The organism is Tsuneonella sp. HG222 (assembly GCF_053819185.1).
This window is the reverse complement of the sequence record NZ_JBSOQZ010000001.1, coordinates 1,604,820-1,622,644: the sequence shown is the minus strand read 5'-3', so window position 1 is coordinate 1,622,644 and position 17,825 is coordinate 1,604,820. Positions and strand designations below refer to the sequence as shown.

Below are 17,825 nucleotides of genomic sequence, written 5' to 3'. Positions count from 1 at the left end.
GTCATGGCCGGAAGGCTCGCAGGAATTGCCAGGCACGCCGCCCCCAAGGGGCCGATGGAAACGATCGACCATGTCGCCGCTTCCGTCGCCGAGGGCGTGCACGGCGATTTCCGCAGCGCCTTCGCCAGCACCAAGCGGGGGCGGCGGCGTCAGGTTTCGCTGATCGAGGCCGACGGGGTGAGCGATGCGTTTGCCGCCTGTCATGCCAACCTGGTCTGGTCGGATTGCCGCCGCAACTTGCTAATTTCCGGTCTGCGCATCCCGCGCGAAGCCGGCACGAAGCTGGCAATCGGCGCCTCTCTCGTTCTCGAGGTGACAGACCGGTGCGACCCTTGCGAGAGGATGGATGCCCTGCACGAAGGCCTGCGCGCAGCGCTCGAACCCGATTGGCGTTGCGGGTTTCTGGCCCGGGTAGTCAGCGACGGCGACATTGCCGTGGGCGACGAAATAAGGATTATCGAATGACCTTCAGCACCCTCGACGATCTGGGCGATGTCCACGGAAAGGTCGGGCTCGTGCGGGTCGATCTCAACCTGCCGATGAAGGAAGGGCGCGCTACCGACCTGACCCGCGTGCGGGCCGTGGCGCCGACCATCCTCGAACTGGCCGACGCGGGCGCGAAGGTGCTGCTGCTGGCTCACTTCGGGCGGCCCAAGGGCGAGCGCCATTCGACCATGTCGCTGAGCATGGTGCAGGGCGATCTAGAGCGCGTTCTGGGGCGCGAGATCATGTTCATCCCCGAAGTGTCCGGCCCGGTGACTGAGCAGGCGATCGGCATACTGCGCCCTGGAGATATCGGAATTCTCGAGAACACCCGCTTTTGGCCGGGCGAAGAAAAGAACGACCCGGAGTTTGCTCGCGGGATTGCGGAGCTGGCGAACTTCTACGTCAACGATGCCTTTTCGGCGGCGCATCGGGCGCATGCCAGCACGGAAGGGCTGGCGCACCTGTTGCCGGCTTATGCCGGGCGGGCAATGGAGAAGGAACTCAAGGCCTTGGAGGCCGCTCTTGGCAATCCGGTCAAGCCTGTCGCGGCGGTCGTTGGCGGGGCCAAGGTGTCGACCAAGCTGGCGGTGCTGGAACATCTTGTGGGCAAGGTGCAGCACCTCATCATCGGCGGGGGCATGGCCAACACGTTCCTGGCCGCGCGCGGGGTCGATGTCGGAAAAAGCCTGTGCGAGCATGACCTTGCGGGGCAAGCCGAAGCCATCATGGATGCTGCAGATGCTGCGGGATGCACGGTTCACCTGCCCTACGACGTCGTGGTGGCGAAGGAATTTGCCGCCAATCCGCCGAGCGTGCGGACCTGCAACGTCCATGAAGTAGCGGCCGATGAGATGATCCTCGATGTCGGGCTAGCCGCGACTGAAGCCCTTAACGACGTGCTGAAGACCTGCCGCACACTCGTCTGGAACGGTCCGATGGGGGCTTTCGAGACAGCACCGTTCGATACCGGCACCGTCGCCCTGGCACGGACCGCCGCGGCGCTGACGCAAGAGGGCTCGCTGGTTTCGGTTGCGGGCGGCGGCGACACCGTCGCGGCGCTCAACCATGCCGGCGTGGCTCACGATTTCACCTACATTTCGACCGCAGGCGGCGCCTTCCTGGAATGGATGGAAGGCAAGGAACTGCCCGGCGTCGCCGCTCTCCACAAAAAGGACTGACCCGATGAATACCGAACAGATGACCGCCCAGATGGCCAAGGGCGAGGGCTTCATTGCCGCGCTCGACCAGTCCGGCGGCTCGACCCCCAAGGCGCTGCGCGGTTACGGCGTCGAGGATTCCGAGTGGTCGGGCGACGAGGAAATGTACGGCAAGATCCACGAGATGCGCACGCGGATCATCAAGGCGCCCAGCTTCGCCAGCGGCAAGGTGATCGGCGCGATCCTGTTCGAAAAGACAATGGACGGCGACGTCGACGGCACTCCGGTGCCGCAGGCCCTGATCGAGCGCGGCGTCGTGCCCTTCATCAAAATCGACAAGGGGCTGGAGGACGAGGAAGACGGCGTCCAGATGATGAAGCCGATGCCGGGCCTGAGCGACCTGCTCGACCGGGCCAAGGCCCTGGGCGTGTTCGGCACCAAGGAACGTTCGGTCATCAACAAGGCCAGCCCGACCGGGATCGGCGCAATCGTGGCCCAGCAGTTCGAGGTCGGCAAGCAGGTGCTGAGCCACGGCATGATGCCCATCCTCGAGCCCGAATATGCGATCACGGCGGAGGACCGCGCCGAGGGCGAGCCGATCCTGCGCGACGAAATCCTCAAGCAGCTCGGCGCGCTGGAAGAGGGACAGCAGGTTATGCTGAAGCTCTCGATCCCGGTTGAACCGAACCTCTACAAGGACCTGATCGACCACCCGAAGGTGCTGTCGGTCGTGGCCCTGTCGGGCGGTTACTCGACCGAAAAGGCCTGCGCCGAGTTGGCCAAGAACCAGGGCATGATCGCGAGCTTCAGCCGCGGCCTGCTGCAGGACCTGCGCGCCCAGCAGAGCGACGAGGAGTTCGACAGCACGCTCGGTGCCGCGATCGACCAGATCCACGCCGCCAGCGTCGCCTGAAACACGATTTTTCCCCCGCGTCCGCCGGTCGGACCGGGGGAAGGGTTAGCGGGTCTCGTAGACGAAGCGATATTCGCCGGGCGCGGTTTCGCGCTCGGCGCTCTTCTCCGGCAGTCCGGAAACCAGCGCTATCACCCGGCCATGCGTGCCATATGTCTCGCCCAACGTGACGTTGGCAGTGTCGCGCCAGCCGGCGCCGTCGATGCGCGTGCTCACGATCAGCCGCCCGGCCCAGACGCAGCGGGCATTTTCCGGACAGCGGCTGTCTTCCACCACTTTCATCGGCGTGACCACCAGATCGCCGGCACGCACGGGCTGGCCAAGGGGCACGGCGGTCCCTTCCGCCACGGGCGTTCCCTCCACAAGGGGAGCGTTCGGCACCATGACGCAGCCGCCGAGCGAGAGCGCGGACAGGGCGAGGGCGGCAAGGGCAATGTGTCTGGTCATGCCCCTGCAAACGCCTCCGCCGCTGTCGGTTTCCTGAATGCCGAAGCGCCGTAACGCTTGGCGTGGGCCGCGCACGGCGATAGGAGGCGGCCGTGCCTGCAACCCAGCTTTACCTGATCTCGCCGCCCGACGTGTCCGCGGCGTTTCCCCAACGGCTCGAGCGCGCGATTGGCGCGGGCGGGGTGGCGGCGTTCCAGCTGCGTGTGAAGGACGTGGACCAGCACGAAGCGGCGCGTCTGGCAGAGCCACTGATGAAAATCTGCGCCGATAACGACGTCGCTTTCATCGTAAACGACAGCATTTCACTGGCCAAGCGACTGGGCGCCGACGGGGTCCATCTCGGCCAGCAGGACGGCACGGTTGCCGAAGCGCGCGCCGCACTGGGGCGTGAGGCGCAGATCGGGGTGACGTGCCATGCCAGCCGCCACCTGGCGATGGAGGCAGGCGATGCCGGCGCGGACTACGTCGCGTTCGGCGCGTTCTACCCCAGCGAAACGAAAGCCAGCGAGCATCGGCCGGAACCGGAGATCCTCGGCTGGTGGCAGTCGCTGTTCGAGATCCCCTGCGTGGCGATCGGCGGCATCACGCCGGCCAATTGCGGTCCGCTGGTTGCTGCCGGGGCCGATTTCCTCGCCGTGAGCCATTCCGTCTGGGGCGGTGACGAGGCTGCTGCCGTGCGCGCGTTTCATGCGGCGATCGCAGGCGCCGCCGCCTGACGCGGAAAGAATTGCCGACTCGGCCGTTCATGCCCGGAGACATGGGGCGGGTCGCCCCGATACACCGGGAGTCCACATGAAGAACCTTATCGCCGCCGCCTCGCTTTTGGCCCTGGCCGCCTGCGGCCTCAACGGCACCGACCGCGAGGCGGAAGAAGAATCCGCCGCCGCCGATCAGGCGTCGGTCGATGCCAACGGCGCCGATGCCATGCGCTCGAACGATCCGGCGATGGGAGAGCGGGCCAGCATCGACATTCCCGATTCGCAGGAGCGGCCGGACATGCAGCTCCAAGTCGTGCTTGATCGCCAGGGCTTCGGCCCGGGCGTGATCGACGGCAAGATGGGCATGAGCACGCAGAACGCCCTCAAGGGCCTGCAGGAAGCCAACTCGCTCGAGGTTACCGGCAAGCTGGACGAGAAAACGAAGGCCATCGTCGATCGCTGGAGCAACATCCCGGCGACCCGCGTCGTGACGATTCCCCAGGATTGGGGTAGCTCCACCTATCAGGCGGTCCCCGATAGCCCGGCCGACCAGGCCAAGATGCAGCGGCTCGGCTACGAATCGCTCGACGAGCGACTGGCGGAACGCTTCCACACAACGGTCGAGGTCTTGCGGATGCTCAATCCCGGTGGCCGCCCGGCGGGCATGGCAACGCCGGCGGGTGCGGCAAGCACGGCAACGCCCGCAGCGACGCCCACGCCGTCCCCCACGGCGAGCGGCACGCAAGGGGCGGCACCGCAGTCGCTTTTCCGGGCAGGCCAGCAAATCCGCGTTCCCAACGTGGGCGCCGATACGATCGAGGGCGACAGCGTGCAGGACAAGACCTGGCAGCAGACGCTCGCCTCGCTCGGCGTAGGCACGGTGCAGCCCGACGTGACCCGTGTCGTGGTCGACAAGTCCGAAGGCTGGCTCAAGGGCTACGACGCGGGCGGCAAGCTCGTCGCCATGTTCACCGTCACCACGGGATCGAGCAACGATCCGTTGCCGCTGGGTAACTGGGGGATCACCGGCGTGGCGCACAATCCGCCGTTCGCCTATGATCCGGAACTGTTCTGGGACGTGCCCGACACCGAGGACAAGCAGCAGCTTCCGCCGGGACCTAACGGGCCGGTCGGCGTCGTCTGGATCGATCTGACCAAGGAGCATTACGGCATCCACGGCACGCCCAATCCTGAAACGATCGGGCGAACGCAAAGCCACGGCTGCGTGCGCCTGACCAACTGGGATGCCGCGCGCCTGGCCGAGATGGTCGACACCAAAACCAAAGTCGTCTTCCAGGCCTGACGCCTATGCGATTTCTCGACCGGCTTCTGACGATCGCGGTTACGGCCACGCTGACATCCGCGGCGTGGATCGTCTTTGGCAGCGGCTTCGTCCGCTCGAACACGGTCGACACCGCGTCACCTCCCCAAGCCGGTAGCCCGGGGGCGGCGCGGCCTGACAATCCCGCGCTCGCGGGTTCGACCGCCGCGCAAGCGGCGGGCAGCTATGTGATACCGGTCGCGGGCGTGGCCGCGGACCAGCTGACCGATACATTCACCGACAGCCGCGCCGACGGGGCGCGGCTGCACGATGCGATCGACATCATGGCGGCACGCGGCACGCCGGTCGTCGCGGCGGCCGAAGGGACGGTGGAGAAGCTCTTCCTGTCGGAGGCCGGCGGGCAGACGGTCTATGTCCGCTCGCCCGATCGGCAAACGATCTACTATTACGCCCATCTAGACGGTTACGCGCCGGGTCTGAAGGAAGGGCAGAAGCTGGCGCGGGGCGATCCCGTCGGCACCGTGGGGTCGACCGGCAATGCCAGCCCCGATGGTCCGCACCTGCATTTCGCGATCATGCGCATCGCGCCCGATGCCGCGTGGTACGATCCTGCGACCGCGATCAATCCCTATCCGCTGCTCATCGGCAGCAGCGGCTAGCGCCCGGTCCTGATGCAGCGCAGGCGGCCGGGCGTCCCGTCTGGCTGGAGGCGCCGGACCATGTTCGAACTGACGATCTTGTAGGCTTCCCCGGCGCGGGGCCCGCTGGTGAAGCGGATCGTGTCGCCCTGCCGCAGGTAAACGCCGTCGCCCTGTTCGGACTTGTAGCGGCTGGCGCTGCGGATGCGGAAATCCTTGTCCGGCTGGGGATTGCCCGCCAGCCCCGCGGCATCGCCCGGCATCTCGCAAGTGTAGGCACCGCGGTTGGCGGTATCGACTTCGCCCTTGGCGAGAAGCGGGGTGGCCGCAAGGGCGGCGACGAGGATCAGGACAGCGCGCATGACCGCGCCCATAGCACGGGTGCGTTGCGCTTGCATGAACTGTCGGCTAGGGGCCGCGCCAATCCCACAAGCTCTTTGACCCCCCATTTCTTGAAGGCATCGGCCATGAAGATTTCCGGCGTGGACATCCGTCCCGGCAACATTCTCGAATACGAAGGCGGCATCTGGAAGGTGGCCAAGATCCAGCACACGCAGCCCGGCAAGGGCGGCGCGTACATGCAGGTCGAGATGAAGAACCTGCAGGACGGCCGCAAGACCAACGTGCGCTTCCGCAGCGCCGACACGATCGAGAAGGTGCGGCTCGACACCAAGGACTACCAGTTCCTCTACGAGGACGGCGACCAGCTCGTCTTCATGGACGGCGACACCTACGAACAGATCACGCTGCCGGCCGACCTGCTGGGCGATGCCCGCGCCTTCCTGACCGACGGCATGCAGGTTAGCCTGGAGCTGTGGGAGGAAAAGCCGATCTCGGTCGAGCTCCCCTCGCAGGTCGAGGCGACGATCGTCGAGGCCGACGCGGTGGTGAAGGGGCAGACCGCCTCGTCCAGCTACAAGCCGGCGATCCTCGATAACGGCGTGCGCATCATGGTCCCGCCGCACATCGAGAGCGGCACGCGGATTGTGGTCGACGTCTACGAACAGGCTTACGTCGGCAAGGCGGGCTGAGGGTTAGACGATGGCAGCCGTTTCAGGCCTGATCCGTGTGATGGAGAAAGCCGCGCGCAAGGCGGGCGGCAAGCTGCGGCGCGACTTCGCCGAGGTCGAGCACCTGCAGGTGAGCCGCAAGGGCCCGGCCGATTTCGTCTCCAAGGCCGACATGCGCTCCGAGCGGACGATCTACGACGAACTGCTCCATGCACGGCCCGACTGGGGCTTCGTGATGGAAGAGGCCGGGACGATCGAAGGCGATCCGACCAAGCCGCGCTGGATCGTCGATCCGCTCGACGGGACCAGCAACTTCCTCCACGGGATTCCGCATTTCTCGATCTCGATCGCCTGCCAGGAGCCCAAGCTCGACGGGTCGGGCTGGGGCGAGGTGACGGCGGGGGTCGTCTACCAGCCGGTCACCGACGAGACTTATTGGGCCGAGAAGACCCGCGGCGCCTGGCTGCACGACGGGCGGCTGCGCGTATCCTCGCGCCGGGCCATGTCCGATGCACTGATCGCCACGGGCATTCCCTATGGCGGGCATGGCGATTTCGGCGAATGGGCCAAAATCTATTCCGCAGTGGGGCCGCAGGTCGCCGGCATCCGCCGCTTCGGCTCGGCCGCGCTCGACCTCGCGTGGGTCGCCGCGGGGCGGTTCGACGGGTTCTGGGAAAGCGGGCTGAGCGCGTGGGACACCGCTGCCGGCTGCCTGCTGGTGCGCGAGGCGGGGGGCTTCGTCACCGACTACCGCGGGCGCTCGCTGGAAATCTGCACCGACCAGGTCCTGGCGGGCAACGATCCGCTCCATTCGCGCCTGCACAAGGCGGTGGTCACGGCGCTCAAAGCTTAGGTTGTTTCACCCCGATCCCTCGGCTAACGCCGCGGGACCTTCCGGGGCCCCTGTGGCGGAATTGGTAGACGCGCTCGACTCAAAATCGAGTTTCTTTGAAGTGCCGGTTCGAGTCCGGCCAGGGGTACCATCCGTTTTGGCAGATCGCTTGTGTTCGTGGCCCGGGTCTGTGACCCTGCGGACATGATCCCCTTTCCCTCACCGCACGCGCTGGCCGCGATGCTCGTGACCCTGGCGATGTTCGTGGGCTTCGCGCGCGGGCGGATGTCGGCAGAAATCGTCTCGCTGCTCACGATCGCCGTGATCGCGGTGGGGATGTATTTCTTCCCCCTGCCGCACTCCAATCCGACCGACGGCCTCGCACTCGCCTTCTCCGGCTTCGGCCACTACGCGCTGATAACGATCTGCGCGCTGATGGTGATGGGGCGCGGCCTGGTCGTGACCGGCGCGCTCGAACCGGCGGCGCGGGTGCTCGAGCGGGTGTTCCGCTTCAACCAGCAGATCGGCCTGCTGGTGTCGCTGGTGATCGCCATGGCCCTGTCGATGGGTGTGAACGACACCCCGGTGCTCGTGCTCCTGCTGCCGATCTTCGTGGGGCTGGCCGCCCGTGGCGGTCTTCCGGCATCCAAGACGCTGATCCCGCTCAACGCCGCGGTCCTGATCGGCGGCATGGCCACGACGATCGGCACCTCGACCAATATCCTCGTCGTCTCGATCGCGCGCGATCTGGGCATGCGGGAGATCGGGGTGTTTCACTACACCCCGATCGTCGCGATCGCCGCGCTCGTCGCCCTGCCGTACCTTTGGCTGGTGATGCCGCGCCTGCTGCGCGACAACACGCCCGAGCAGATGCAACTCCACCGCCGGTTCGTGACCCAGTTGCGGGTGACGGAAGGAAGCGAACTCGTCGGCAAGCATTTTGACGAGGTGGCGGGCAGGCTGCCCGATCATTTCAAGTTCGAGGAGCGGCCGCCCGGCACCTTCGAGGAAGGGCAGCGGCTGCTGGTCTCGGGAACGCACGACGCGCTGGAGGATGCGCTGCGCATCCTGCGCGGCCAGGTCGCCCCGGGTTGGGTGCTCGACCGCATTCGCCGCGACTCCAGCGAGACCAGGGAAGACGTGCAGGTGGTCGAGATGGTCGTCACCGCGGATTCGCGCCTCGTCGGCCGGACCCTCGCCACTTCGGGTGTGGCCGACCGTTACGGCGTGGCCGTCCTCGGCATCCACAAGCCCAAGAGCCTGCTGTCGCGGCCGAACGAAGATCCCGAGGGCGAAGTCCGCATGGCGGAAGGCGACGTCCTCCTGGTCACCGGGCTGGGCGCCCCGCTGCAGAACTTTGCCACGTCCGACAGCCTGCTCAGGCTCGAAGGCGTGCGGGAAGTGCCGCGCCGGTCGAAGGCCCTGCTGGCGGCGGCAATCATGCTCGGTTCGGTCGGCACGGCATCGGTAGGCTTCCTGCCGATCGCCATCGCCGCCCTGGGCGGGGCGATCCTGATGTTCGTGACCGGATGCGTGAAGTTCGACCGGGTGGGGCGTGCCCTTTCGGCCAAGGTCATCGTGCTGGTGGCGGCGAGCATAGCGATCGGGCGCCTGGTGCTGGAAACCGGTGCGGCGGCGTGGATGGGTCAGGCGCTGTCGATGGGGCTGCAATACTTGCCGCCGGCCGGGGTCCTGGCGGCCATCATGCTGTTCGTGACGCTGCTGACCAACTTCGCATCGAACGCTACCGCGGCAACGGTCGGCACCCCGATCGCCTTTGCCATTGCCCATCAGCTCGGCATGACGCCCGAGCCGCTGGTCCTGGCCGTGCTGTTCGGGTGCAACCTGTGCTACGCCACACCGGTCGCCTACCAGACGAACATGCTCATCATGGCCGAAGGCGACTACAAGTTCGGCGACTATATCCGCACGGGCGTGCCGCTGGTGCTGCTGATGGTCGTGACCCTGTCGACGCTGCTGGTCTGGACCTACGACCTGTAGTCAGTCCCTCCCGCTCACCGGATTGCGGTAGTGATAGGGCGGGCAGAAGTATTCCGGATAGACGGGATAAGGCTCGATCGGCTCGTCGGGCGGGAAGTCGCCGAATTCGCTGAGCAGCGGGCTGACTTCGACGCCCCAGCCCTTTTCGTAGGGCGTGTAGAACACCTGCCATGCCTTGAGCCGCGCGATCTTCCAGGCGCCGTCTTCCTTGAGGTATTCGTTCTCGTAGATCGCCTCGCCCCACATGGCATGATCGCCCAGTTGGCCGACCATCATCAGCGCGCGGATGCGGCCATTGGCGCTTTGTCCGTCGTCGGCGACGTGGATGACCGGCTGCAACTGCATGTGGTTCATCAGCAGCCCGTCCTTGGGCGGGCCGAAATGGCGCATGTATTCGCGGATCCGCTCGTGTCCGACGAAACGTCCGCGGCCGTTGATCTCCAGCACGGCATCGCGCGCGAACAAGTCTGCGACCTGCTCCCACTGGCTCTTGTCGACGTAATAGCCATAGATGCGCTGCAGATTGGCGACGTCCAGCTGGTCCTGTGCCCCCTGCGCCATGCGCTCCACCGCTTCGAGGCGTGCCTCGAGCTGCGCGATCCTATCTTCCTGATTCATGCTCCACTCCCTCGGACGTCCCGGCCTAGCGCGGACTTGCCGAAGGCGCGAGCTATTCGCGGCCGGCCGATCCGCTGCGCCGCAGGGAATCGCGCAACACCGCATCGGTCCGTGCTTCACCCGCTGCCGGGTCGTCGGCGCCGTTCTCTGCCATCGCCTGCAGCAACCCTTCGCGCTCTTCCGGGCTGAGCCTGGCGAGGAATTCGGGCGAGTAGCGGCCCGCAAGCCCGCGTACCTCGGCTGGCATGTAGGCGGCGACGGTCCCCGTGGTCTGCGGCGCTTGCAGGCCCGAAATGCCGACGTCCACGCCCCACACGCCGCCCGTTTCCTGCGGCGGAGCGACCGGCTTCGGGGCTTTTGCCTTCGCGGCCTGGTATTCGAGCGGCTTTGCCTCGCGTCCCCCAGCCACGGCCCCGGCTTTCTCCCCGTCGGCGAAGATCGCCAGCAGCACGGTGATCGCAAGCGTGATCGCCGCGAAGTGGCGGTACATGACCGTCGTGGGGGTCTTTTTCTTGAAGCGGTGGCTCATCGCCCAGCCGCCTTAGCCTCCCCCCGGTTACGGGCCGGGAAGGAGACGTGGTTAAATCCGCTTTACCATCAACCGGGGAACTCGCCGCGGAAAACAACCGTTGTGACGCAAAACATGAGGAGTTGTCCGCGATGACCGAAGAACGCATCACCGAAGTGCATACGCCCGCCGGCGATACCCATACGACCCATACCGTCATTACCGACGGCGAACGTCGCGGGGGCGGCGGGGGCTGGCTGATCGCGATCGTGTTGCTCGTGGCCGTCATCGCCGGTCTCTACATCTTCAGTTCGATGGGCGGGGCCGAAGCCAACAAGGACAATGCCGTGGCCGAAGCGGCGAACAACGTGGGCGATGCCGCGCAGCAAGTCGGCGATGCCGCTCAAGACGTGGCCGACAACGTCGCCAACTGAGGTTGCAAGCCAATCCCGGGGCCCGAAAGTCACGGCGTTTCCCGGGTTTAGGCGCCCGTTGTAAAGTTTACCGACATTTCACCTCTCGCCGGTAATGCGGCGGGGCTCGCTACAGTTGGCGGGCGCCGCCGGTGGGAGCGATGATCCGCCTATTCAAGCATTACATCCCGCATGCCGTTCTGCTGCTGGGCCTGATCGACTTCGCGCTGCTGTTGCTGGCGAACGAGCTCGGGTGGACCTGGCGTGCCGAGCAGATCGGGACGGATGCCGGCGCGTTCGTATCCCGCCTGCCCGCGCTGCTCGTCTTCGCCGTCGTGACCGAGACGGCGCTGATCGCGGTCGGCACCTACGGCAGCGAGGCGCTGCGCTCGATGCGCTTTGCCTGTGCGCGTCTCCTGGTCGGCGTCAGCCTGGCGGTGATCGGGTTGGCGTTTGTCGAGTTCGTCCTTCCGGGCGAGACGTACTGGCGCTCGACGCTGTTCTACGCGATGGGCCTGGCCATCGCCATGCTGATGGCGAACCGCCTGGTCGTCGGGCGCTTGCTGGGTGACGCGGCCTTCCGCCGCCGCATCCTGGTGCTGGGCGCCGGTTCGCGCGCCGGGCGTCTCAAGCAGCTTGCGGCGCGGCCCGAGAGCGGTTTCGTGGTCCTCGGCTTCGTCGACATGATCGGCGGGCAGGGGGCATTGCCGGAAGCCGTTCCACGGTCCGCCATCGACGATCTGTCGCGATACGTGGCGGATCTCGGGGTGACCGAAGTCGTTCTCGCGCTCGAGGAACGGCGCAACGCGCTGCCGCTGAAGGACCTCCTGAGGGTCAAGACGGCGGGGGTCCACGTCAACGACTTCTCCAGCTTCATGGAGCGGGAGACCGGCCGGGTCGACCTCGACACGCTCAATCCGAGCTGGCTCATCTTCTCCGACGGCTTTTCGTCCGGGCGGATGATCTCGAGCTTCCTCAAGCGGGTGTTCGATGTCGTCGCCAGCGGGTTGCTGCTGTTGCTGACATTCCCGGTGATCGCGCTCTTCGCCCTCCTGGTCCGGCTCGACAGCCGGGGGCCGGCGTTCTTCCGCCAGAAGCGCGTGGGCCTCTATGGCGAGCCGTTCGACGTCATCAAGCTGCGTTCGATGCGCACCGATGCAGAGAAGGACGGCGCGAAGTGGGCGCAGAAGGACGATCCACGCGTGACCCGCCTGGGCCGCTTCATCCGCAAGGTGCGGATCGACGAACTGCCGCAGACGTGGAGCGTCCTGCGGGGGCAGATGAGTTTCGTCGGCCCGCGCCCTGAAGTCCCCACTTTCGTCGACGACCTGGAAGAAAAGCTGCCGTTCTATGCCGAGCGGCACATGGTCAAGCCGGGCATCACCGGGTGGGCGCAGATCAATTACCCTTATGGCGCGTCGGTCGAGGATGCCCGGGCCAAGCTCGAATACGACCTGTATTACGCCAAGAACTACACGCCCTTCCTGGATCTGCTCATCCTGCTGCAGACCCTGCGCGTGGTCATCTGGCCCGAGGGGGCGCGATGAGCCTGGCCGCCAACCTGACGCTGGCCGCCTACCTCCTGTCTGCCATTGCCGCGCTGGTCATGGCGGTGTGGCTGGCGAGCCGGCGCGAGCAGACGGCGCGTGGCTGGCAGGCGAGCGCGTTCGCTTTCGTCGTGATGGCGTGCTGGGCCCTCGCGCGACCCCTCTTCGGGCCCGAAGCCGCGTGGGGCAGGGCAACATTCTCGCTCGCCTATCTCGCGTGGCTCTGGGCGCTGTACCGGATGTTCGCCATCGACGGGCGGCACGAACGCCTGGGGCCGATCCGCCCGGTGGTGATGGCGCTGGGCTTCGTGGGCATGATGCAGGTTGCCCTCGCGCTCGCCGCTCCGGGCGAAAGGTCGGTCGAACTGGCGCAGGAGATCGTCCGCCTTGGCGTCGCCTTCCGCGTGATGTTCTGCATCGGCGCGCTGGTCCTGGTCCACAACCTCTACGCCAGCGCCAGCCCCTCGGCCCGCGAAGCCTTGCGCTGGCCCGCCGCGGCCATGGCGGCGATGTGGTTCTACGACCTCAACCTCTTTGCGGTGACCTATCTCGCCGGTGGCACACCGCCGCTGATGGCGAACCTGCGGGCGCTGGCGCCGCTGGTCATGGCCGCGCTTTTCGCGCTGGGCGCGATGAGCCGCGAGCGGCCGATGGCTTTCAGCCCCTCGCGCTCGGTCGCATTCCAGAGTTTCTCGCTGCTCGTCATCCTCGGCTATTTCGCGCTGCTTGTGGCTGCGTTCCAGGGTATCGCGGCCGCCGGCGGCGACTCGCTCGGTCTGGTGCAGATGGCGTTCCTCGTCGCCGCGAGCGCGCTGGCGCTGGTGCTGCTGCCTTCCAAGCGCGTGCGTGGTTGGCTCAAGGTCATGGCCGCCAAGCACCTGTTCAAGCACCGCTACGACTACCGCGAGGAATGGCTGCGCTTCACCCGCACGATGGGCCGCGCCGGCGCGGGAGCGCCGCCCTTGCGCGAGCGCGTGATCCAGGCGGTGGCGGACGTGACCGACAGCCCGGCCGGGCTTCTCCTGCAAGCCGGCGAGGACGGCGCGCTGTCGCTAGCGGCAAGTTGGCAGTGGCCCGACGCGATGGTGCCTGCCGAGGCGCTGAGCGAGGACGGCGCCGCGTTCCTGGCCGAAACGCAGTACATCCTCGCCATCGACCACTGGCGGGCCGGCCAGCGCGACGGCCTGCCCGCGCGGTTCGTGCCGCAGTGGATCGAGGACCACGGCCAGGCCTGGGCTGTCGTTCCGCTGATCCATTACGAGCGGCTCGTCGGCGCGGTGGTGCTGGCCCGGCCAGCCTATGCCCGCACGCTCGACTGGGAGGATTTCGATCTCCTGCGGGTCATCGGCCGGCAGCTTGCCAGCTATCTTGCCGAGGAAGCGAGTCAGGACGCGCTGGGCGACGCCCAACGGTTCGAGGAATTCAATCGCCGCATCGCCTTCGTGATGCACGACATCAAGAACCTCGCCAGCCAGCTCTCGCTGCTCGCCCGCAACGCCGAACGGCATGCCGAGAAGCCGGAATTCCGGGCCGACATGCTGGTGACCCTCAAGAACAGCACCGACAAGTTGAACGGACTGCTCGCGCGCCTCGGCCGATACGGATCGCAAGGGGGCGAGGCAGCGGGCCTGGTGCCGGTGCAGTCGCTTCTGCGTGAGCTTGCCGGGCGCTATGCGGCCCAGCACAAGATCGTCGCGCTCGATGGCGAGGACCTGGCGGTGATAGCGCAGCCGGAGGCGCTCGAGCAGGCGCTGATCCACCTGGTGCAGAATGCGGTCGAGGCCAGCCCGGCCAATGCCGCGGTCCTGCTCGATGCCCGCGCCGAGGGGGAGCAGGTTCGCATCGAGGTGATCGATTCGGGGCAGGGCATGAGCCCCGAGTTCGTCCGCACCCGCCTGTTCAAGCCGTTTCAATCGTCGAAGCCCGGCGGTTTCGGTATCGGCGCCTTCGAGGCGCGCGAGATGATCCGCGCGATGGGCGGGAAGCTGGATGTCGAGAGCCGCGAAGGCCTGGGCACCCGGTTCGTCGTGCATCTTCCCGCCGCCCGATCGGACGCGCGGCCAAGCGAATTTCCTGAAGCAAAGGTGGCATGATGGCCGACCCATGTTCCAAGCTCCCCAAGCTGCTCGTGGTCGAGGACGATCCGGGCCTGCAGGCGCAGCTCAAGTGGGCGTATGACGATTTCGAGGTGATCATCGCCGGCGATCGTGCCAGCGCCATCGCCGCGTTGCGGGCCGAGGAGCCGGCGGTGGTCACGCTGGACCTAGGGCTGCCGCCCGATCCTGACGGCACGACCGAAGGCTTTGCCGTGCTCGATGAGATCATGGCGCTTAAGCCCGATACGAAGGTCGTCGTCGCCAGCGGCCACGGTGCCCGTTCGAGCGCGCTGACCGCAATCGAACGCGGCGCTTACGATTTCTACCAGAAGCCGGTCGATATCGAGCAGCTCGGCCTGATCGTGCGCCGTGCGCTCAACCTGCACCGGATCGAGCAGGAGAACCGCGCGCTGGCCGAGAAGTCGGGCGAGGGCAACCGCGTGCTCGGCGGGCTGATCACAGCGGCTCCCGAAATGACCCGCGTCGCGCGAACGATCGAGCGCGTGGCGAACACCAACGTCTCGGTCATGCTGCTCGGCGCCAGCGGGACCGGCAAGGAACTGCTCGCCCGAGGCCTGCACCAGTCGAGCGATCGGCGCGACGGCAACTTCGTGGCGATCAACTGCGCGGCGATCCCGGAAAACCTGCTCGAGAGCGAATTGTTCGGGCACGAGAAGGGCGCCTTCACCGGAGCGATCAAGACCACCGAGGGCAAGATCGAGCTGGCCAGCGGCGGCACGCTCTTCCTCGACGAGGTGGGCGACATTCCGCTGCCCTTGCAGGTCAAGCTGCTGCGCTTTCTGCAGGAGCGGACGATCGAGCGGATCGGCGGCCGCAGCGCGATCGCGGTCGACACCCGGATCGTGTGCGCCACGCACCAGGATCTCGAGGCGATGATCGCGCAAGGCCGCTTCCGCGAGGACCTGTTCTATCGCCTGGCGGAGATCGTCGTAAAAATCCCCAGCCTGGCCGAGCGGCCGGGGGATGCCACGTTGCTCGCCAAGGCCTTCCTCAATCGCTTCTCGGCCGAGATGAACCCGCAGGTCACCGGCTTTTCGGCCGACGCGCTGGCGGCGATCGACGGGTGGCCCTGGCCCGGCAACGTGCGCGAACTGGAAAACCGCGTGAAGCGCGCGGTCATCATGGCCGACGGCAGGCTGGTCACCGCCGAGGATCTCGATCTCGACGGTGCCGAGGGAGCCGAGGCCGAGATGCTGAACCTCAAGTCGGCGCGCGAGCAGTCGGACCGGCGGATGATCCGCCACGCGCTCGCCCGCAGCGAAGGCAACATATCGAACACCGCCCGGCTGCTCGGTATCAGCCGCCCGACGCTCTACGACCTGCTCAAGCAATATGACCTGCAGACCTGACAGGCGCCTGCTTGCCGCGATCCTGCTGGCCTTCGCGCTGCCGGCAATCGCCGCGCCGGCGGAGGATCCGCTGGCCGATGCGCGCAAGGCCATCGAGGCGGGGGACGGCATCGCGGCCGAAGTCGCCGCCCGCCGCGCGATGGACGCAGGCGCCGCGCGCGCCGCGGTGGCAGCCTACATGGGCGAGGCCTTCGCCCTGCAGGGCAAGGAAGGCGACGCGCTGTACTGGCTCGAGCCGGGCGAATTCGACAGGGCCAGCGCCGAGCGCGGCTTCCGCGCGCTGGGCCGCCTCAACGCGGCGCGCGATCGCTTTGGCGCCGCCTTCGACGCCTATGAAAGGGCGCTGGCGGCCAACCCGCGCAGCGCGGGTGTTTGGGTCGACATAGCGCGGCTGCGCTATCGTGCGGGCGAGCAGCACGTCGTACGCAATGCGGTGGCGCGCGCGCTGCAGATCGATCCCAAGGATCCCGCGGCTTTGGCAATGCAGGCGCAACTGGTGCGCGATTCCGAGGGTTTGCTTGCCGCGCTGCCGTGGTTCGAACGGGCGATCGAGGTCGCCCCCAAGGACGTCGACCTGCTGGGCGACTACGCGGCGACCCTGGGCGAGGCGGGGCGCTATTCCGCCATGCTGGCGGTGGTCCGCACGATGACCAAGCTCGAACCGGGCTATTCGCGCAGCTATTACCTCCAGGCGGTGCTTGCCGCGCGCGCGGGCCAGAACGATCTTGCCCGCCGCCTGCTGTGGCGCGCCTCGGACGAGGTGGGCGACACGCCTGCCGGGCTTGTCCTGGAGGGCATTCTCGACTTCCGGTCCGGGCGCGCAGCCCTGGCGGTCGAGAAGTTCGACGAGGTCGTCCGGCGGCAACCCGACAACGAACGGGCCACGATCCTTCTGGCGCGCGCGCTGATGGCTTCCGACAGCGCCGGCGAGGCCATCGATTACCTGCTCCCGCTGGCCGACCGGGCGACCGCGTCCCCCTATGTGCTGACCTTGCTGGGTCGCGCGTACGAACAGCGCGGGATGCGCGCCGAAGCTGCGCACTGGCTGGACCGGGCGGGGCGCCCGTCCGAAGAAGGCGTGGAGGCCATGCCGCTCGACCAGCACGACGAGCTGGAGATGTATCGCTGGGCCAACGACCCCGACCAGCCCGGCGTGGTCGTGGCGCGGTTGCGCTACCTCGTAGCCGGAAGGCAGTTTACCGAGGCCAGCGCCTTCGCCGCCCAAGTCAACGAACGCTACAAGGGGTCGGTCGACATCGAAACGCTGATCGGCGACTCCGCCTTGCTGGCAGGACAACCGGGGCCGGCAATGGCGGCTTATCAGTCGGCGGCGCGGGTGCGAATGAATTCCGAACTGGTCGAGCGGATCATCTGGACGATGAAGGCCGCGCAGCGATCCGATGCGGCGCGCGACCTGCTCATCCGGGCGCACCGGCAAAGCCCTCAGAACTCCACGCTCGCCGCGCTGGCCGGCAGGCAGGTCGCGGAAGACGGCAACTGGCCACAAGCCATTTCGCTGCTCGAGCAGACCGTTGCGCTCGGGCGGGAGCGCGATGCCCGGCTGTTCGGCGAACTGGCCAGGCTGAAACTCCGCGCCGGCGACACCAAAGGGGCGCTCGCATCTGCACGGCGCGCCTATGCGCTGCAGCGCTGGAATCCGCAGATCGCCGGGGCACTGGCCGATGCGCTCGAAGCATCGGGCGCGAAAGGTGCGGACATGCTGCTGGCCAAGGCACGGCAAAGCTCGCCGCCCACGGCACTGGCAATGAACTAAGGGCACTTTCCGCTGTCCTGCGAAGGGCTGGCCAT

18 protein-coding genes and 1 tRNA gene are annotated in these 17,825 nt (G+C 67.1%); 15 read left to right on the top strand and 4 right to left on the bottom strand.

Features of this window, described 5'->3' with window-relative positions; translation table 11 throughout:
- The first annotated feature begins 3 nt into the window (after positions 1-3).
- From ACWPMZ_RS08115 to ACWPMZ_RS08105, 3 genes are read left to right on the top strand one after another with little or no spacing between them, the layout of a single operon-like run.
- On the top strand, positions 4-465 hold the full coding sequence (locus tag ACWPMZ_RS08115; RefSeq protein WP_455703500.1) for an MOSC domain-containing protein: 462 nt from the start codon (positions 4-6) through the stop codon (positions 463-465).
- Complete coding sequence (locus ACWPMZ_RS08110; RefSeq protein ID WP_455703499.1) at positions 462-1,664, top strand: phosphoglycerate kinase; 1,203 nt, start codon at positions 462-464, stop codon at positions 1,662-1,664. Before ACWPMZ_RS08115 ends, ACWPMZ_RS08110 begins: the two co-directional genes overlap by 4 nt.
- 4 nt (positions 1,665-1,668) lie before the next feature.
- Positions 1,669-2,556: a fructose bisphosphate aldolase gene (locus tag ACWPMZ_RS08105; protein WP_455703498.1), complete on the top strand. Its 888-nt coding sequence runs from the start codon at positions 1,669-1,671 to the stop codon at positions 2,554-2,556.
- 45 nt (positions 2,557-2,601) lie between these two features.
- Here ACWPMZ_RS08105 and ACWPMZ_RS08100 read toward each other — a convergent pair whose 3' ends face one another.
- Entirely contained in the window at positions 2,602-3,003 is a 402-nt protein-coding gene (locus ACWPMZ_RS08100; RefSeq protein ID WP_455703497.1) for a hypothetical protein, read from the bottom strand.
- A gap of 92 nt (positions 3,004-3,095) precedes the next feature.
- On the opposite strand from ACWPMZ_RS08100, the gene thiE reads away from it, so the two are divergent.
- From thiE to ACWPMZ_RS08085, 3 genes are all read left to right on the top strand, one after another.
- Positions 3,096-3,719 (top strand): thiamine phosphate synthase, encoded by a 624-nt coding sequence (gene thiE, locus ACWPMZ_RS08095; protein ID WP_455703496.1) that lies wholly within the window; start codon positions 3,096-3,098, stop codon positions 3,717-3,719.
- Positions 3,720-3,795: 76 nt separating this feature from the next.
- Positions 3,796-5,004 carry a L,D-transpeptidase family protein gene (locus tag ACWPMZ_RS08090; RefSeq protein WP_455703495.1) on the top strand — a complete coding sequence of 403 codons (1,209 nt, stop codon included), beginning with the start codon at positions 3,796-3,798 and terminating at the stop codon, positions 5,002-5,004.
- 5 nt (positions 5,005-5,009) lie between these two features.
- A complete protein-coding gene (locus ACWPMZ_RS08085; protein WP_455703494.1) occupies positions 5,010-5,642 on the top strand; it encodes a M23 family metallopeptidase in 633 nt (210 codons plus the stop codon).
- Here the strand turns inward: ACWPMZ_RS08085 and ACWPMZ_RS08080 are convergent.
- Positions 5,639-5,983 (bottom strand): elongation factor P, encoded by a 345-nt coding sequence (locus ACWPMZ_RS08080; protein ID WP_455703493.1) that lies wholly within the window; start codon positions 5,981-5,983, stop codon positions 5,639-5,641. The two genes, ACWPMZ_RS08085 and ACWPMZ_RS08080, sit on opposite strands and share 4 nt — an antisense overlap.
- A gap of 105 nt (positions 5,984-6,088) precedes the next feature.
- On the opposite strand from ACWPMZ_RS08080, the gene efp reads away from it, so the two are divergent.
- The 4 genes from efp to ACWPMZ_RS08060 all read left to right on the top strand — a co-directional run bounded on the left by efp (position 6,089) and on the right by ACWPMZ_RS08060 (position 9,464).
- Complete coding sequence (gene efp / locus ACWPMZ_RS08075; protein ID WP_455703492.1) at positions 6,089-6,652, top strand: elongation factor P; 564 nt, start codon at positions 6,089-6,091, stop codon at positions 6,650-6,652.
- A 10-nt stretch (positions 6,653-6,662) separates the two neighbouring features.
- On the top strand, positions 6,663-7,484 hold the full coding sequence (locus tag ACWPMZ_RS08070; protein WP_455703491.1) for an inositol monophosphatase family protein: 822 nt from the start codon (positions 6,663-6,665) through the stop codon (positions 7,482-7,484).
- 46 nt (positions 7,485-7,530) lie between these two features.
- Positions 7,531-7,614, top strand: a tRNA-Leu gene (locus tag ACWPMZ_RS08065).
- A 26-nt stretch (positions 7,615-7,640) separates the two neighbouring features.
- Entirely contained in the window at positions 7,641-9,464 is a 1,824-nt protein-coding gene (locus ACWPMZ_RS08060; RefSeq protein WP_455703490.1) for an SLC13 family permease, read from the top strand.
- On the opposite strand, the gene ACWPMZ_RS08055 is transcribed toward ACWPMZ_RS08060, so the two are convergent.
- Positions 9,465-10,082 (bottom strand): nuclear transport factor 2 family protein, encoded by a 618-nt coding sequence (locus tag ACWPMZ_RS08055; protein ID WP_455703489.1) that lies wholly within the window; start codon positions 10,080-10,082, stop codon positions 9,465-9,467.
- Between the two features lie 52 nt (positions 10,083-10,134).
- A complete protein-coding gene (locus tag ACWPMZ_RS08050; protein WP_455703488.1) occupies positions 10,135-10,611 on the bottom strand; it encodes a hypothetical protein in 477 nt (158 codons plus the stop codon).
- A gap of 131 nt (positions 10,612-10,742) precedes the next feature.
- Between ACWPMZ_RS08050 and ACWPMZ_RS08045 the strand changes: the two genes are divergently transcribed.
- The 5 genes from ACWPMZ_RS08045 to ACWPMZ_RS08025 all read left to right on the top strand — a co-directional run bounded on the left by ACWPMZ_RS08045 (position 10,743) and on the right by ACWPMZ_RS08025 (position 17,790).
- Positions 10,743-11,024, top strand: a complete 282-nt coding sequence (locus tag ACWPMZ_RS08045) for a hypothetical protein (RefSeq protein WP_455703487.1) — start codon at positions 10,743-10,745, stop codon at positions 11,022-11,024.
- Between the two features lie 140 nt (positions 11,025-11,164).
- Positions 11,165-12,550 (top strand): TIGR03013 family XrtA/PEP-CTERM system glycosyltransferase, encoded by a 1,386-nt coding sequence (locus tag ACWPMZ_RS08040; protein ID WP_455703486.1) that lies wholly within the window; start codon positions 11,165-11,167, stop codon positions 12,548-12,550.
- A complete protein-coding gene (prsK, locus tag ACWPMZ_RS08035) occupies positions 12,547-14,643 on the top strand; it encodes an XrtA/PEP-CTERM system histidine kinase PrsK (protein WP_455703485.1) in 2,097 nt (698 codons plus the stop codon). Before ACWPMZ_RS08040 ends, prsK begins: the two co-directional genes overlap by 4 nt.
- Entirely contained in the window at positions 14,640-16,016 is a 1,377-nt protein-coding gene (prsR, locus tag ACWPMZ_RS08030; protein ID WP_455703484.1) for a PEP-CTERM-box response regulator transcription factor, read from the top strand. The genes prsK and prsR overlap by 4 nt, the downstream gene beginning before the upstream one ends.
- Entirely contained in the window at positions 16,000-17,790 is a 1,791-nt protein-coding gene (locus ACWPMZ_RS08025; RefSeq protein ID WP_455703483.1) for a tetratricopeptide repeat protein, read from the top strand. Before prsR ends, ACWPMZ_RS08025 begins: the two co-directional genes overlap by 17 nt.
- Positions 17,791-17,825: the final 35 nt, after the last annotated feature.

What these genes read in the sequence shown, in the direction of transcription:
- ACWPMZ_RS08115 (WP_455703500.1), top strand. Translation starts at nt 4, where the DNA reads ATGGCCGGAAGGCTCGCAGGAATTGCCAGGCACGCCGCCCCCAAGGGG.
- ACWPMZ_RS08110 (WP_455703499.1), top strand. Translation starts at nt 462, where the DNA reads ATGACCTTCAGCACCCTCGACGATCTGGGCGATGTCCACGGAAAGGTC.
- ACWPMZ_RS08105 (WP_455703498.1), top strand. Translation starts at nt 1,669, where the DNA reads ATGAATACCGAACAGATGACCGCCCAGATGGCCAAGGGCGAGGGCTTC.
- ACWPMZ_RS08100 (WP_455703497.1), bottom strand. Translation starts at nt 3,003, where the DNA reads ATGACCAGACACATTGCCCTTGCCGCCCTCGCCCTGTCCGCGCTCTCG.
- ACWPMZ_RS08090 (WP_455703495.1), top strand. Translation starts at nt 3,796, where the DNA reads ATGAAGAACCTTATCGCCGCCGCCTCGCTTTTGGCCCTGGCCGCCTGC.
- ACWPMZ_RS08085 (WP_455703494.1), top strand. Translation starts at nt 5,010, where the DNA reads ATGCGATTTCTCGACCGGCTTCTGACGATCGCGGTTACGGCCACGCTG.
- ACWPMZ_RS08080 (WP_455703493.1), bottom strand. Translation starts at nt 5,983, where the DNA reads ATGCGCGCTGTCCTGATCCTCGTCGCCGCCCTTGCGGCCACCCCGCTT.
- efp (WP_455703492.1), top strand. Translation starts at nt 6,089, where the DNA reads ATGAAGATTTCCGGCGTGGACATCCGTCCCGGCAACATTCTCGAATAC.
- ACWPMZ_RS08070 (WP_455703491.1), top strand. Translation starts at nt 6,663, where the DNA reads ATGGCAGCCGTTTCAGGCCTGATCCGTGTGATGGAGAAAGCCGCGCGC.
- ACWPMZ_RS08055 (WP_455703489.1), bottom strand. Translation starts at nt 10,082, where the DNA reads ATGAATCAGGAAGATAGGATCGCGCAGCTCGAGGCACGCCTCGAAGCG.
- ACWPMZ_RS08050 (WP_455703488.1), bottom strand. Translation starts at nt 10,611, where the DNA reads ATGAGCCACCGCTTCAAGAAAAAGACCCCCACGACGGTCATGTACCGC.
- ACWPMZ_RS08045 (WP_455703487.1), top strand. Translation starts at nt 10,743, where the DNA reads ATGACCGAAGAACGCATCACCGAAGTGCATACGCCCGCCGGCGATACC.
- ACWPMZ_RS08040 (WP_455703486.1), top strand. Translation starts at nt 11,165, where the DNA reads ATGATCCGCCTATTCAAGCATTACATCCCGCATGCCGTTCTGCTGCTG.
- prsK (WP_455703485.1), top strand. Translation starts at nt 12,547, where the DNA reads ATGAGCCTGGCCGCCAACCTGACGCTGGCCGCCTACCTCCTGTCTGCC.
- prsR (WP_455703484.1), top strand. Translation starts at nt 14,640, where the DNA reads ATGATGGCCGACCCATGTTCCAAGCTCCCCAAGCTGCTCGTGGTCGAG.
- ACWPMZ_RS08025 (WP_455703483.1), top strand. Translation starts at nt 16,000, where the DNA reads ATGACCTGCAGACCTGACAGGCGCCTGCTTGCCGCGATCCTGCTGGCC.